The 13,908-nt window shown below is 62.1% G+C and carries 15 protein-coding genes, 1 pseudogene and 1 riboswitch; of the genes and pseudogenes, 11 read left to right on the forward strand and 5 right to left on the reverse strand.

Features of this window, described 5'->3' with window-relative positions:
* The first annotated feature begins 14 nt into the window (after positions 1-14).
* Complete coding sequence (locus P9255_RS02330) at positions 15-1,217, forward strand: acyl-CoA dehydrogenase family protein (RefSeq protein ID WP_309768682.1); 1,203 nt, start codon at positions 15-17, stop codon at positions 1,215-1,217.
* A gap of 117 nt (positions 1,218-1,334) precedes the next feature.
* On the opposite strand, the gene P9255_RS02335 is transcribed toward P9255_RS02330, so the two are convergent.
* The 4 genes from P9255_RS02335 to P9255_RS02350 all read right to left on the reverse strand — a co-directional run bounded on the left by P9255_RS02335 (position 1,335) and on the right by P9255_RS02350 (position 6,319).
* A complete protein-coding gene (locus tag P9255_RS02335) occupies positions 1,335-3,599 on the reverse strand; it encodes a xanthine dehydrogenase family protein molybdopterin-binding subunit (protein ID WP_309789099.1) in 2,265 nt (754 codons plus the stop codon).
* Positions 3,596-4,606, reverse strand: a complete 1,011-nt coding sequence (locus tag P9255_RS02340) for a xanthine dehydrogenase family protein subunit M (RefSeq protein ID WP_309789100.1) — start codon at positions 4,604-4,606, stop codon at positions 3,596-3,598. The genes P9255_RS02335 and P9255_RS02340 overlap by 4 nt, the downstream gene beginning before the upstream one ends.
* The gene (locus tag P9255_RS02345) at positions 4,603-5,148 is read right to left on the reverse strand and encodes a 2Fe-2S iron-sulfur cluster-binding protein (RefSeq protein ID WP_309768686.1); all 546 of its coding nucleotides are present in this window, start codon (positions 5,146-5,148) and stop codon (positions 4,603-4,605) included. Before P9255_RS02345 ends, P9255_RS02340 begins: the two co-directional genes overlap by 4 nt.
* A 97-nt stretch (positions 5,149-5,245) precedes the next feature.
* Positions 5,246-6,319 (reverse strand): AraC family transcriptional regulator, encoded by a 1,074-nt coding sequence (locus P9255_RS02350; protein ID WP_309768687.1) that lies wholly within the window; start codon positions 6,317-6,319, stop codon positions 5,246-5,248.
* 141 nt (positions 6,320-6,460) lie between these two features.
* Here P9255_RS02350 and P9255_RS02355 point away from each other — a divergent pair, with 141 nt between their 5' ends.
* The 7 genes and pseudogenes from P9255_RS02355 (at position 6,461) to P9255_RS02380 (ending at position 11,527) form a co-directional block, all read left to right on the forward strand.
* Positions 6,461-6,811: a hypothetical protein gene (locus P9255_RS02355; protein ID WP_309768688.1), complete on the forward strand. Its 351-nt coding sequence runs from the start codon at positions 6,461-6,463 to the stop codon at positions 6,809-6,811.
* A gap of 133 nt (positions 6,812-6,944) precedes the next feature.
* Positions 6,945-7,316, forward strand: a pseudogene (locus P9255_RS27255) (class I SAM-dependent methyltransferase); the annotation flags it as partial.
* A gap of 10 nt (positions 7,317-7,326) precedes the next feature.
* A complete protein-coding gene (locus P9255_RS27260) occupies positions 7,327-7,779 on the forward strand; it encodes a hypothetical protein (RefSeq protein WP_404980245.1) in 453 nt (150 codons plus the stop codon).
* Positions 7,776-7,952 carry a hypothetical protein gene (locus tag P9255_RS02365; RefSeq protein ID WP_309768690.1) on the forward strand — a complete coding sequence of 59 codons (177 nt, stop codon included), beginning with the start codon at positions 7,776-7,778 and terminating at the stop codon, positions 7,950-7,952. Before P9255_RS27260 ends, P9255_RS02365 begins: the two co-directional genes overlap by 4 nt.
* Positions 7,953-8,364: 412 nt before the next feature.
* Positions 8,365-9,132: an FkbM family methyltransferase gene (locus P9255_RS02370; protein ID WP_309789101.1), complete on the forward strand. Its 768-nt coding sequence runs from the start codon at positions 8,365-8,367 to the stop codon at positions 9,130-9,132.
* A 40-nt stretch (positions 9,133-9,172) separates the two neighbouring features.
* Entirely contained in the window at positions 9,173-10,369 is a 1,197-nt protein-coding gene (locus P9255_RS02375) for a hypothetical protein (RefSeq protein WP_309768692.1), read from the forward strand.
* A 168-nt stretch (positions 10,370-10,537) separates the two neighbouring features.
* Positions 10,538-11,527: a sulfonate ABC transporter substrate-binding protein gene (locus P9255_RS02380; protein WP_404980233.1), complete on the forward strand. Its 990-nt coding sequence runs from the start codon at positions 10,538-10,540 to the stop codon at positions 11,525-11,527.
* 22 nt (positions 11,528-11,549) lie between these two features.
* Here the strand turns inward: P9255_RS02380 and P9255_RS02385 are convergent, their stop codons facing one another.
* Positions 11,550-11,774, reverse strand: a complete 225-nt coding sequence (locus tag P9255_RS02385; protein ID WP_309768693.1) for a hypothetical protein — start codon at positions 11,772-11,774, stop codon at positions 11,550-11,552.
* Between the two features lie 383 nt (positions 11,775-12,157).
* Here P9255_RS02385 and P9255_RS02390 point away from each other — a divergent pair, with 383 nt between their 5' ends.
* From P9255_RS02390 to P9255_RS02400, 3 genes are all read left to right on the forward strand, one after another.
* Positions 12,158-12,388 carry a hypothetical protein gene (locus tag P9255_RS02390; RefSeq protein ID WP_309768694.1) on the forward strand — a complete coding sequence of 77 codons (231 nt, stop codon included), beginning with the start codon at positions 12,158-12,160 and terminating at the stop codon, positions 12,386-12,388.
* Between the two features lie 108 nt (positions 12,389-12,496).
* A complete protein-coding gene (locus P9255_RS02395) occupies positions 12,497-13,000 on the forward strand; it encodes a GNAT family N-acetyltransferase (RefSeq protein ID WP_309768695.1) in 504 nt (167 codons plus the stop codon).
* Between the two features lie 90 nt (positions 13,001-13,090).
* A riboswitch (FMN riboswitch) is annotated at positions 13,091-13,264 on the forward strand.
* A 92-nt stretch (positions 13,265-13,356) separates the two neighbouring features.
* Entirely contained in the window at positions 13,357-13,857 is a 501-nt protein-coding gene (locus P9255_RS02400) for a 6,7-dimethyl-8-ribityllumazine synthase (protein ID WP_309768696.1), read from the forward strand.
* Positions 13,858-13,908: the final 51 nt, after the last annotated feature.

A 13,908-nucleotide genomic window follows, 5' to 3' on the forward strand; every position in this document is an offset into this window, starting at 1 on the left:
ACAGGAGACTCTCGATGAGCGCAGTGCTCGAACCGGCGATCACGCCGTCATCTGCAAGCGGCGCATCGCATCTGCTTTCGGACGAACTGCTCGACGCAATCGGCAAGCGCGCCGCGAGCTATGACCGCGACAACCACTTCTTTTCCGAAGACCTGCGCGACCTTCACGAAGCCAACTTCCTGCGTGCGAGCGTGCCGCTCGAATTCGGCGGCCTCGGACTCACGCTCCCGCAACTGCTTCGCGAACAGGCGCGACTCGCGGCGCGTGCGCCATCGACCGCGCTTGCGCTGAACATGCATCTCTGTTGGGTCGGCGCGGCGCTGCATCTTTATCGCCGTGGCGATACCTCCGCACAATGGATCCTCGAAGAAGCCGGCGCGGGCAAGGTCTTCGCGGCAGGTCACGGCGAACCGGGCAACGATCTCGGGCTCGCATGGTCATCGGTGAAGGCGACGCCGCTGCCGGACGGCGGCTATCGCTTCGATGGCCGCAAGATATTCACGTCGCTTTCGCCCGCATGGGACTGGCTCGGCGTGCATGGCATCGACGAAACGGACCCGCATGCGCCGAAGATCGTGCATGCGTTCATTCGGCGCGATGCAGCGGGGCATCGCACGGTGCAGACATGGGATGCGCTCGGCCTGCGCGCCACACGCAGCGACGACACCTTCCTCGAAGGCGCAATCGCGCCGCGCGACAAGGTCATCCGCGTGCTTCCGCTTGGCATTCCTGACGATCCGTTCGTCGACGGTATTCTCGGCGCGGTGCTGCCCGGCCTGGGCGCGGTGTATTACGGCATCGCCAGACGCGCGTTCGATGTGGCCGTCGAATCGGCGAAGCAGCGAAGTTCGCCCGCTATTGGGGGCAAGACCTTCGCATACAAGCCGCTGACGCAGCATGCCGTCGCGCAGGCGGCGATCGAGCTCGCGAGCATTCAGGCGCTGGTCGAGCGTGCGGCGGACCAATGGTGGAACGGCTATGCCGATGACGATCCGTGGATCGCGCACTTGCTCGCGGCGAAGCAGCATGCGGTGGATGGCGCGTTGCGCGTGGTCAATCTCGCGCTGAAGATCGCGGGCGCAGCGTCGCTGTCGCGAAACAACGAGCTGGAGCGGCTTTATCGCGATGTGCGCGCCGGCGCGTTTCATCCGCCGAATGCGGATGCGGCGCACGAAGTCATCGGGCAAGCCTGGCTCGGGGTGCTGGGCAAGGCGTGATCGGCCTTTCGCTTAGATGCCGGCTTCGGGCGAGACGGCTTGCGTTGCTATGCCGTCCGCTGTGCGCGCTGCTTCAGAACGGCCGTCCGCGACTGCATCGGACGGCCGTTCGCATCGTCATGCAAACAGCTTGTCGAGCGTGATTGGCAGGTCCCGCACGCGCTTGCCGGTCGCATGCCAGATCGCGTTCGCAACTGCGGCCGCCACGCCTACCACCCCGATTTCCCCGACGCCCTTCGCGCCGAGCGGATTCACGATATCGTCGTGCTCGTCCACGAATATCACGTCGATGTCGTGCACGTCCGCATTCACCGGCACGTGATACTCGGACAGGTTGTGGTTCATCTGCCGGCCGAGCTCGTGATCGAACTGGCCATTCTCGTGCAGCGCCATGCTGATGCCCCACACGACGCCGCCCGACACCTGGCTCGCCGCCGTCTTCGGATTGACGATGCGCCCCGCCGCCACGGCGCTCACGACGCGGGTCACGCGCACCGCGCCGAGCGCTTCGTTGACACGCGCCTCGACAAAGACCGCCGAATGCGTGCCCATCGAGTACGACTGCTGCTTGTCGTGAGGCGTCACTGTCACCTGAGCATCGATGGTGTCCAGCCCAGCGCGTTTCATCAGCTCCCCTAACGGGAGACGTTCTTCAGCGCCATCGCCGCACGCCACATGATCGCCGTCTATCCGCACCGCTTCGGGAAGCGCGCTGGCGAATGCCGCACCGCCGTGTTCGCGTGCGAGCGCGACGACCTTGCCGCACAGGCGCACGCCGGCGGCATGCACCGCGCTGCCCACCGACGATACCGTCCACGACCCGCCTTCCAGCGGCGCTTTCGACAGACGGCTATCGCCCAGGCGAAAGTTGACTGCCTCGAGCGGCACGCCGACCGCATCGGCAGCGAGCTGGCTCATCGCCGTGTACGTGCCGGTGCCGATATCGGCCGTCGCGCTGCCGACGATCACGCGGCCATCCGCCGTTATCTCCGCACGCGCGGATGCCTCGTTCTGCATCGCGTCCCATATGCCGGTCGCAACGCCCCATCCTATTAGTTCGTTATCCTCACGCATGGAACGCGGTGCAAGCGGACGATTCTCCCAGCCGAATCGTGCGGCCCCTTCTTCGAAACATTCGCGCAGCGCCTTGCTCGAGAACGGCAGATTCTTGTTGCCATCGCGTTCGGCGTAGTTGATGAGGCGCAGCTTCAATGGGTCGATAGCGAGCGATTCCGCCAGTTCGTCCATCGCCATTTCGAGCGGAAACAGGGCTTGAGCCGCGCCCGGCGCTCGCATGTCGGCGGGCGTCGGCACATCGAGCTTGCTGACCTTGTAATCGAGCCTGACGTTATCGCATGCATAGAGCTGACCGGCCCAGTTCACCATCACGTCGCAATAGTCCTCGTATTGCGATGTCTCCGATACCGCCTCGTGGATCACCGCCTGCAGCTTGCCGTCCTTGTTTGCCGCCAGCGCGACGCGTTGCAGGCTCATCGGCCGATGCGCGAACGTGAACATCTGCTGGCGCGTCAGCACGACGCGCACGGGGCGCTTGAGATCGCGCGCGGCCATCACCGCGAGCGGCAGGTGATACTGCGGACGCAGCCCCGAACCGAACGCACCGCCGACGAACGGCGAGATCACTTCGAGCTCGTCGTCGGCAAAGCCGAACACTTTCATCAGATACTGCTTCGTGTTGAGCACGCCCTGCGTCTTTTCGTAGACCGTGAACTTGCCCGACGGCTCCGGAATCACCGTGCAGCCGTGCAATTCGATCGGGTTGTGATATTCGGCGGGCGTCGAGTAACGTTGATCGATGCTGACCGGCGCGGCCATGAGCGCAGCGTCCGCATCGCCGCGTGGCGCGGGCGGCGGCTCGAACCCGCCCTTTTCTGTTGACGGCGGATAGGCATCCGCCTCGGCCTCGCGGAAATCCGTGCGGTGATCGGTGCGTTCGTAAGTCACGTCGATGAACGATGCAGCATGACGCGCGAGCTCATGGCTCTCTGCGATGACGAGCGCAACAGGCTGCCCGCTATACCAGATGCGATCGTCCCACAGCGGACGAAACGGCATGCCGCCGGGAGCGGACTGGTCCTTGTAGGCATCGTCGTGAAGCGGCATGTCCGGGCGGTTCTCGTGAGTGAGCACCATGAGCACGCCGGGCAGTTCGAGCGCGCGTGCAGCCTCGATCGATACGATGCGTCCGGTCGCGATGCGGCTCGGTAGCGCGAAGCCATAGGTCATGCCATCCGCGAAAAACTCGCCTGCATAGCGAGCTTCGCCCATCACCTTCTTTCTGCCGTCGACGCGATTGACCGGCTTGCCGCTCGATTGCGCGGCCTGCGCCGCGATGCGTTCCAGTGCGGTCGTGGAGTTCATGTCGGATCGTCCTCGCTTGCGGCCAGCTTGTTTCCCGATGCGTGTTCGAAGGCGCGCACGATCGCGCGCGTCGTCAGTTCGATCTTGAATGCGTTGCAGGGCCGGCCGCGTGCGTCGCTTACCATCGCGCTCGCAAAGTCACGCACCGCCGCACGCGTAAGCGTCTTGCCGCGCAGGGCGGCTTCGGCATCGCGGTTACGCCACGGCTTATGCGCGACGCCGCCGAGCGCGCATCGCACATCGTCGATGCGGTCGCCATCGAGCTTGAGGCCAAGCGCCACGGCAACGAGCGCGAACGCATACGATGCCCTGTCGCGCACTTTCACGTAAGCGTGATGATCGGCGAATCCTTCGGCGGGCAAGTCAACGGCGAGGATCATTTCATCGTCGCGGAGGTTCGTGTCTTTCTGCGGCGTATCGCCGGGCAGCCGGTGAAATTCGTCGAATGCAATCGTGCGATCGCCGCTATCGCTCGTCACGAGGACGGAAGCATCCAGTGCCGCGAGCGCGACGCACATATCGGACGGATGCACGGCGATGCAGTGTTCGCTCGCGCCGAGGATCGCGTGAATGCGATTGACGCCGTTCATCGCGCCGCAGCCGGCGCCCGGCTCGCGCTTGTTGCAGGGCGTCGCGGTGTCATAGAAATAATGACAGCGCGTGCGTTGAAGCATGTTTCCGCCGACGGTCGCGACATTGCGAATCTGCGCGGACGCGCCGGCGAGAAGCGCCTTCGAGAGCAACGGGTAGCGCGACTGGATGCGTTCGTCGTAGGCCACGGCGCTGTTCGTGGCGAGCGCGCCGATACGCATGCCGCCGTTATCGGCTGCTTCGATGGCTTTCATCGGCAGACGGCGGATATCGACTAGTCTATCCGGGCGCGCAACGCCTTCCTTGATGAGGTTGACGAGATTCGTACCGCCGGCGAGGAAGGCGGCGGCCGGTGCGTTGTGGGCGTTCAGCGCGGAAGCAATGTCATCCGCGCGTGTGTAGGAGAATCGGTTCATGACCGGTCCTTCTTTTCATGCGAACGATCACGCGAACGCGAGACTTCGACGATTGCTTGCACGATGTTGGGATAGGCGCCGCAGCGGCATACGTTGCCGCTCATCGCCTCGCGAATGTCGGCGACGTCGTGTGCGTGGCCTTCGGCGAGCATGCCGACGGCCGAGCATATCTGGCCTGGCGTGCAGTAGCCGCACTGGAAGGCGTCGTGGTCGATGAATGCCTGCTGCATGGGGTGCAGCTCGTCGGCGCTTGCGAGGCCTTCAATCGTCGTGATCGACGAGCCATCGTAGGACGCGGCCAGCGCGAGGCACGTGTTGATGCGCTGGCCGTCGACCAGCGCGGTGCACGCGCCGCATTGGCCGTGATCGCAGCCTTTCTTCGTTCCCGTCAACTGGCAATGCTCGCGCAGCAGGTCGAGCAATGTCGTCCAGGGTTCAATGTCGAATACTCGTTCTTGGGTGTTGATCGTCAGGGTGCAGCGGACGTGCTGCGGTTCTGGCGCTGTCGTGTCGAGCGCCGGCGCGGTGGGGGCGGTGGTCATGGGAGGCTCTCTTTGGGAGTCTTTTGCTTAGCACGCCGCGTGCCGGATTGTTCGTGCCGGCTTGCAGGCGCCCCGCCCAGGACGAGGGAAATAGAGTCTAGCCCCGAACAACTTCGTCAGACGATCGCTGGCGCAACGTCTGTGGCAGAGAAAGCTCGACCGCGGCGCCGTCCGACGCAACCGGACCTTCGCTCAACGCTTTCGAATTCCGCCGCCACCCCGCCGGCGGCATCCCGAACTCCCGCTTGAACGCGCGATTGAACGCGGCCTCGGACTCATAGCCCACATGCTCGGCAATCCCGGCGATCGACCGCGTGCCGTTACGCAATTCCTGCGCTGCAATCTGCAACCGCCAGCGCGCAAGATACTGCATCGGCGGTTGCCCGAGCAATTGCGTGAACCGCTGAGCGAGCGCCGACCGCGACAGGCCCGCCTTGCGCGCCAGCTCATCGACGGTCCAGCCATGCTCCGGCCGGGCGTGCAGCATCGCAAGCGCACGGCCCACGAAGCGATCGCCGACGCCCGCGAGCCAGCCCTTGCGATCCGCCGGCAACGCATCGATGCAACGCCGCACCGCCTCGACGAACAGCAACTCCGACAGACGCGCAAGCACGATCGCACTGCCCACGCGCCATTCGGCCGCCTCGACCGTCGCCAGGCTCAACGACGATTCCAGCCACGCCGAGCGCGGATCATTTCGCATATCTACCTTGAACAGACGCGGCAAGACCGATAACACCGGGTTCGTCAACGTGTCGTCACTCGCAAGAAAGCCGCATATCACCCGCGTGCGCGGCTCGCCGCCGCCGCCATACGTCAGCTTCATCACTTCGCCGGGCGTGGTCTTGAGATAGTGCGCCATCATCTCTTCCGAACGCGCAGGCGTGATCGAAAGCGAACTGCCCATCAGATGCGGCTCACCTTGCGGCACGACGAGCAATTCGCCGGCATCGACGCGGATTGCGGATGAGGGATCATCGACGAGAGAAGCCCAGCAGGTTCCTTCCGTGACGAGGTGATACGAGACGATGCGCTCGGCGCGAGGCAGGAACGTCGCGCTCAATTCCTGTGAAGCCTGGCCGACCACGCACCACGGCGCTGTGAAGTCGCCGTTTAGATAAACCGCCCCGCTGAGCCGCACGAGACGAAGAACGTTCGATAGCGCATCCATGATGCTCGCTCGTCAAATCTGGCGTCCTTCACAAAACTTCTGGACGCGCAGTCATTCATTGATTCGGCTTGCGTGCCGATACTAGCACTCACACGAACCCGCAACAACGAACTCTGAAGCACGCCACCACCGGAGGCCGATGTGAATCATCCCGACGTCTATCGCGCTCGATGCATCTGCGGCGGCGTGCGCTTCACGCTGAACGGCGAACCCGCGGGCGTCGGCTATCAAGGACGTATCGTGCCCCTCGACGCATTCGTGCTCTGGACGCGTAACGCGTTGCACGTCACGCGCGGCATCGATGACATCGGCGCTTACAGAACGAGTCCGCGCGACTCGCGTCACTGGTGCAGGTCGTGCGGCGGCTATCTGTTCACCGAGCATCCGAGGCTCGGTCTCGTCGACGTTCATGCGTCCATCCTCGGCGACGCGCGATGCGAGGAAGCCGCACGTCTCATGGACGATATGCGCATCGCGTACCGCGATTCATAGTTTCGATTGCGATGTGCCCGATTGCCGCGCGGGCCCATTCGTATCGCAGTGTCGCGGCGCCGATCGAACGTGCAACACGGATGCATCGCGCATTCATGCCGTTCGCGTACTGTCCGCCTATCAGGAGCCTGTTATGTCCGCTGTCGAATCCGCTCTCTCGCCCGCCATCGATCTCGCCGCCGTCAAGGTCCGCCAGCAAGCCGCCTGGTCGACGGGCAACTATGCCGTCGTGGGCACGACGCTACAGATCGTTGGAGAAAGCCTTTGCGAAGCGCTCGACGTGCGCGCCGGCAGCCGCGTGCTCGATGTCGCAGCGGGCAACGGCAACGCGACGCTCGCCGCCGCGCGACGCTGGTGCGATGTGACCTCGACCGACTACGTGCCCTCGTTGCTCGAAGCCGGCCGCGCACGCGCCGCTGCCGAAGGTCTCAGCGTGCAGTTCCAGGAAGCGGACGCGGAAGCGCTGCCCTTCGCGGATGCATCGTTCGATGTGGTGATGTTCAACCTTCGGCGTCATGTTCACGCCGGATCAGCAGCGCGCGGCCCACGAACTTGCGCGCGTGTGCAAGCCGGGCGGCAAGATCGGCCTCGCGAACTGGACACCGGAGAGTTTCATCGGTCAGGTCTTCAAGACGATCGGCCAGTACATTCCGCCAGCCCCGGGAATGAAATCGCCGGCGCTATGGGGCACGCGGGCGCGGCTGGAAGAACTCTTCGATGGCCGTGCGCGCAGCATCCATACGACGAGCCGCGACTTCACGTTCCGCTACAGGTCGCCCGCGCATTTCATGGACGTTTTCCGCACTTACTACGGGCCGATGAACAAGGCGTTCGCCGCACTCGAAGGCGAGCGGCAGGAGGCGTTCATCCGCGACCTGACGATGCTGATCGAGAGCCGTAACCGCTCGGGCGACGCCACGCTCGTGCTGCCGAGCGAATACCTCGAAATTGTCGTGGAGCGATCGTGAACACCATCAGACGCGGGTTTTCCGCATTCCCTGACTATGCACTGCACCTGTGGTGGTCGGCTTGCATGATTCGCCTTCGCTACGGCTCCGCGCTGCTTGCGCTGCCGCTGTGCTCGTCGTTATGCTTCTTCGGGCTGCGTTTCGTGCTGGAGTCGGCGGGCGTATCGGTCTGAGCGTTTCCGTATGCTGACGATCGTGACCGCACCTTCGTCAGCCGCTGTGTGTCGAATCGCGGCGCGGGCGCATCGTGATTCGCCATCCGGGCCACCAGATGCCGGACTGTCCCCGCCAATCACGGCCATGTCGGGGCACATCGCGCCGCTCGGCACGACAGCGATCTCTCGCGTCTATCGGCGGTAGTCCTTATTTCCATACATCTTCGGGTAACGGCGCAGAGTGCGTCGTTTCATGAATCGAATCCGACGGGGGGATTATTCGAAAAGCGGTGGCGCATGACACGCGTGCGAACGAGCGTTCGAAGTGACAAGCTGAATGATTTCTGATGCGGTTAATCCCGATCGCGATTATGCTACCGCGTAATGCAGCGTCATCCGGTTGTCCTTACTAACGCGAGGTACGGTTTTCATGCATGCCGATGCTGTTCAGCGGGCTTTATCCGATCCCTTGCGAGCGCTCTCGTATGTCAGGAACCTGGCATTGATCGACAGAAGAAATCTCTATCAGCATTGGGAGACGACTCACCTCGAAAAGCTGTTCGCCTACCTGAATGTGGACTGCGTGTTCGACATCGGCGCAAACCAGGGGCAGTATGCGACGATGCTCCGCCGTAAGGTCGGTTACGGCGGCCTGATTTTCTCCTTCGAGCCCAATCCTGAGGACGCGGCCATCGCGCGCGAGCATGCAAAGGGAGACGACAAGTGGGAGGTAGTCGAACTGGCGATCTCCGAAACAGAAGGAGAGGCGCAGTTCAACGTCATGCGGTCGAGTCAATTCAGTTCGCTGAGCGCCCCAAGGCACGACGAAGTCTCGCTATTTGAAGAGATGAACTCCGTTTCTCATGTCGTCACGGTCAGAACCGAGCGCCTGGAAACCGTATATCGGCGGCTGAGACACGAACATGGCTTCGAGCGTCCATTCCTCAAGATGGACACGCAAGGGTTCGACGTCAAGATAGTCAAGGCATCGCCCGATGTCATGCGCAGCTTCGTCGGACTTCAGAGCGAACTCGCCATCAACAAGCTTTATACGGACTCCGTCGATTTCCGCGATGCATTGACCGAATACGAGCGATGCGGCTTTCTGCTCAGCGCGTTCGTACCGAACAACGCCGGCCACTTTCCGAGGCTGGTCGAGACGGATTGCGTGATGATCCGGGCCGATCTGGCTGGCTGACGCGCTTCATGGCAGTTCGTTTGCGTCACGTCGATAGCGAATGAAGGATATTTCCATGACACAAGAAAAACGCGCGGTCATCATCTGTTCGCAGGATGCTTTCGCTAACGGCATCAAGCCGAAGGAGCTCGAAGCCTACCTCAAGCGTAACGGTTTCTCCTCCGTGCTCCGCTTCGATTCCGGCAAGCTATCGCGTCTTGCGAAGACAGGCGTGCGTCGGCTTCTTCCTGCTTTGCATCCCTTGAAGCTCCAGTTGTATCTGCACGAAGCGTTGCTCGCTGTCGCGGTGAAGATGGGCGGTTCCGCGTGCCTGTCCGCAACATCGGGTCTACTCTGGCGCATCATGATGTTGCGCGGCAAAGTGTTGGGGAAGACGCTCCGCGCAAGAGGCCATTTCAATCTGCTCATTTGCGAAAGCAACATGGATCAGACGGTGACGCTCGGCAAGCGTGTCGCCGATGTGCAGATCCTCGACCTGCCATCCCCTTTCGCGGAAGAGATGCTCTTCGGCGGCGAACTGACGCCGGCCGGATACGAGAAGCTGCGCGATGTGGAAGTGGCGTCTTATACCGCCGCCGATTATCTTTCTTTTCATTGGCACACCTACGCCGACTATGTCCGGCAGAAGAAATACGACGGCAGCAACTTTCTGCCGATCACCTACGGCACGCATGAGAAAACGAAGCTGGCCCGGTATAGCGAGCAGCCGCGCATCATATTCCTGGGCTATCTCGGCGGCTATTGGGTCAATCTCCCGCTGCTGTCGCGGCTATGCAAGCTATACCCGAAGCTCGACGTGTATGGCGGCCCCGAGCCCGACGCGTCGCTCGGCATCAATTACAAGGGATATGCGCCATCCATCGATGTGATCGCGGACTATCAGTTCGGTCTTGTCACCATCAGTGACGACGAACTGCGGCAGCATAGCTTCTCGTCCAAGCATCTCGAGTACATCTCTTACGGCGTACCTGTGCTTACGCCGGCCTGGCGAAGAGATGCGGCGCTCGATGATAGTTCGATCTACTACACGGCTGACGATTTCATCGAACAGATTGAACGCGCCAGCACTCGCGAAGCCTGGGAAAGCCTTCATGCCGCCGCGCTGAAGGATGCGGCGCGCTTCAGCTGGGACAATGCGCTGAGGGCGCTGGAAGTGAGTCAGAAGCGCAGCGAGGTCTGGGAGGCCAGCACCGATCAGCTAGAGCCTGAGCAAGCGGTGATGCGGACGTATCCCTGATCCTGCTCAATCGCACCCGAGTCCGCTGACACTACGGGCGACAAAGCGGCGCAAACGAAATGCATATGACGCCACGCACAATAGCGTTATGCATATTCCTACGTTTGCCCGCAGGTCCGGGCGCTTTAGCATCTGAAATCTTTCAATTGCCAAAGCGCCGATTTCCTCATGTCAGAAGCCAAGAAAACCACCGACCGTCGCGCGTTCTTATCTCTCTCCGCCCGCACTGCGATGGCCGCCGCGACGTTCGCGGCCGTTCCCGCTTCTTTCGCGCAGCAAGCCGGCCAAGGCCAGTCGCGCGTACTGAGAGTCGGGAACCAGAAGGGCTATCTGAATCTGCTGAAAGGACGCGGAACGCTTGAAAAGCGGCTTGCCCCGCTTGGCGTATCGGTGAGCTGGACTGAGTTCTCCGCCGGCCCCGTACAACTCGAGGCGCTCAACGTGGGCTCCATCGACTTCGGCGACGTAGGCGAAGCACCGCCGATCTTCGCGCAAGCTGCCGGCGCACCGCTCACCTACGTCGCGGCCACGCCGACGCGGCCCAAGTCCGAGGCCGTGCTCGTTCCGGCCCAATCGTCGGTTCAGACGGTCGCGGACTTGAAGGGCAAGCGCGTGGCATTGAACAAAGGCAGCAACGTGCACTACTTTCTCGTCAAGCTGCTGCGCCAGCACGGCCTGCAATACAAGGACATCGAGCTGGCCTTCCTGCCCCCTGCCGATGCGCGCGCCGCCTTCGAGCGCGGATCGATCGATGCTTGGGTCATCTGGGACCCGTTCCTCGCCGCCGCGCAAAAGACGCTGAATGCACGCATCATTGCGGATGCGAGCGGCGTCGTCGGCAATCGCGCGTACTACTTCTCGTCGCAGAACTACGTGGCGAAGAATCCCGATGTGATTCGCGTCGTCATCGAGGAGATCAGGGCGGTCGATCAATGGGGCAAGCAGAATCCCGACGCGCTTTCGGGCGAACTCGCGCGGCTTTGGGGTCTGCCGAAGCTCGTCGTCGATCTTGCGGTCAGCCGCCAGGTGTTCGGCACGGAGGCGATCACGAGAGAGATCATCGGCGAACAACAGCAGATTGCCGATACGTTCCTGGACCTCGGCTTGTTGCCCAAGCATGTCGATGTCGCGAGAGCCGCGCCGCCCGGCCTCGCGTGAACGCCGTGCAGCGCGCGCCGCGTCACGAATCGCGGCGCGCGGAGTGACTGCGCTGGTCGATCCATAGACGCGCCCAGCGCGCTGCATACGCGATTGCGTGGTCGGCCTCGAAGAAGTAATCGAGCGCATCGAATGTGAAGGATGCGCCGCGCGCCGACGTACTGTTCTCGATGATCAGGTTGGCCGCGTACAAGCCGCTCGGCAGCGCGTGCGCGGATGGTGCAACGTCATATCCCTTGTATCGCATGAGGCGTTTCCTTGCTTGAATACGATCGCGGACGACATCGCCCTCGAAGCACCATGCTAGTGACCGGCTCGCACTCCGCAAACGAATGCTTTGACGTAAGCAAATCAGCTTGAGCGTTAATTGATCCGTTGCACCGGTGATTTCTGCAAGCCAGAGCTTCTCTACTGAGTCTCTTCTGTATTTCGTGCGCCTGATCGGAAGGCGCTATTGCGAGGGACAGTTAGTTGCGGGCATAAGTGACTCTTCGAAACCTGCACACCGCGTCCGCAAGTCACGGAATACGGACATCCCACGGGCTTTCGGACCATTCATAGAATGCGGCCTAACGAACCCTGCAGATTGCGCCGGTATGGGCCGCGCCGCCAACGATTGGGAGGGACAACATGATCATCTATCACCGAGGCGCGGCCTTCGAGCCCTTCGTCTCCCGCGTGGGGACTGCATTCATGGCCAAGGCCTCGATTCTCGAAGAAGATGGCCACCTGACATCGCTTGGCGATCTGGGCGTGTTCGCCAACGAGGAGAGCGCGTTCAAGTTCGCCGTCTATTCGGCCACCGCGTTTATCGAAGGCGAACAGCTGCCGACACCCGCCTCGCAAAGGTACACGGCGTAGCCCGCCTTTATAACGAACGCACGTTCGACGCCGCGTGTGTCCGCTGGTCTGCGGTTTGCTCGACTTCAGTCGAGCTACTCATAACACCGCAGATAGGGAGCGAACGCCGTGACGCCATCAGGAACCATCATCCTTGTCCAACGCGAAGACCCGTGGTCGAAGGACGCACAGGCGCTTCTCGATGAACTCAGCGCCATGCTCGCCGTCTTCTCTGGCGATAGCGGCCAATCGCGCTTCTGTCTGCAGGACGTCTGCTCCGCGCGAGGCGCGTTCCTCGTCGCGCGAAACGAACAAGGGATCGCGCTAGGTTGCGGCGCATTCCGTCGCTTCGATTACGGTGTCGCCGAAGTCAAGCGACTCTACAGCCGTCCGGACACATGCGGCGTAGGCACCGCGCTCCTCGCGCAACTCGAAGCCGAAGCGGCTGCGGTCGGCTATCACAAGTTTCTGCTCGAAACGCGGGCCGTCAACCGGAAGGCGATCGCGTTCTATGAGCGCAACGGCTTTCAGGCGACGAGCCCGTACGGCATCTACGTTCATCAACCCGATGCGCGCTGCTTCGAGAAGGCGATCATCGTTCCGGCCGAGCAGCGTCGAATGGACCAATGCTGAAATCGCCGGAAACCCGCATAACGAAGCGGTGTTTATGCGAACGCCGCATGTTTCGTGATACCGTACCTTCGTTCTTCGACACCACGGAGGACACGTTCTCGGGGCGGGGTGTGATTCCCCACCGGCGGTAATCGTCGTGATGTTCAGTCACGCGACGTAGCCCGCGAGCGCTCATCGGTGCGCAGGCAAGTTGCATCGAACGAGGTCAGCAGACCCGGTTGGATTCCGGGGCCGACGGTATAGTCCGGATGAAAGAGAACAGGACAGCCAGCATTTTCACGCCCGACGTGCGCGCTTTTCAGCGTGCAAGGGCGCGGTTGTCCTTCGCCCTGTTCACACAAAACAGGCTGAAGTCCATGAACGCACCCAATATCATCGAATCACAAGCGGTATCCGCTACCCGTTCCAACCGTCCTCGCATTGCGTTCGTCCAGGCTTGCTGGCATCGCGATATCGTCGATCAATGCAAGACGTCTTTTCTCGAAGCCATGCAGCAATACGGCTACACGAGGGACGATATCGATCTCTTCGAAGTCGCCGGCGCATTCGAGATTCCGCTGCATGCGAAGCGGCTTGCGTCGAGCGATCAGTATGCGGGGATTGTCGCGGCGGGGCTGGTCGTCGATGGCGGCATCTATCGGCACGAGTTCGTCGCGCAGGCTGTCATCAATGGCTTGATGCAGGTGCAGTTGGACACCGGAACGCCGGTGTTTTCGGCGGTTTTGACGCCGCATCACTTCCATCACGGTGAGGAGCACGTCGGGTTCTTTCGCGAGCACTTTCTCGTGAAAGGGCGGGAGGCGGCGCATGCTTGTGCCGATACTGTCGGCAAGTTGAGCGCATTGCCGGTTGCTTGACGGTTCGTATATTCGCGTCGGTTTATTAGCTCGCCCCTCCCCGGGGCGGGG

Origin of the sequence: Caballeronia sp. LZ019, assembly GCF_031450825.1 — a bacterium.
Taxonomy (GTDB): domain Bacteria; phylum Pseudomonadota; class Gammaproteobacteria; order Burkholderiales; family Burkholderiaceae; genus Caballeronia.

Coding starts and splice junctions, on each gene's coding strand:
- P9255_RS02400 (WP_309768696.1), top strand. CDS start 13,357: ATGAACGCACCCAATATCATCGAATCACAAGCGGTATCCGCTACCCGT.
- P9255_RS27260 (WP_404980245.1), top strand. CDS start 7,327: ATGTTCACGCCGGATCAGCAGCGCGCGGCCCACGAACTTGCGCGCGTG.
- P9255_RS02380 (WP_404980233.1), top strand. CDS start 10,538: ATGTCAGAAGCCAAGAAAACCACCGACCGTCGCGCGTTCTTATCTCTC.
- P9255_RS02330 (WP_309768682.1), top strand. CDS start 15: ATGAGCGCAGTGCTCGAACCGGCGATCACGCCGTCATCTGCAAGCGGC.
- P9255_RS02340 (WP_309789100.1), bottom strand. CDS start 4,606: ATGAACCGATTCTCCTACACACGCGCGGATGACATTGCTTCCGCGCTG.
- P9255_RS02350 (WP_309768687.1), bottom strand. CDS start 6,319: ATGGATGCGCTATCGAACGTTCTTCGTCTCGTGCGGCTCAGCGGGGCG.
- P9255_RS02385 (WP_309768693.1), bottom strand. CDS start 11,774: ATGCGATACAAGGGATATGACGTTGCACCATCCGCGCACGCGCTGCCG.
- P9255_RS02335 (WP_309789099.1), bottom strand. CDS start 3,599: ATGAACTCCACGACCGCACTGGAACGCATCGCGGCGCAGGCCGCGCAA.
- P9255_RS02375 (WP_309768692.1), top strand. CDS start 9,173: ATGAAGGATATTTCCATGACACAAGAAAAACGCGCGGTCATCATCTGT.
- P9255_RS02370 (WP_309789101.1), top strand. CDS start 8,365: ATGCATGCCGATGCTGTTCAGCGGGCTTTATCCGATCCCTTGCGAGCG.
- P9255_RS02345 (WP_309768686.1), bottom strand. CDS start 5,148: ATGACCACCGCCCCCACCGCGCCGGCGCTCGACACGACAGCGCCAGAA.
- P9255_RS02390 (WP_309768694.1), top strand. CDS start 12,158: ATGATCATCTATCACCGAGGCGCGGCCTTCGAGCCCTTCGTCTCCCGC.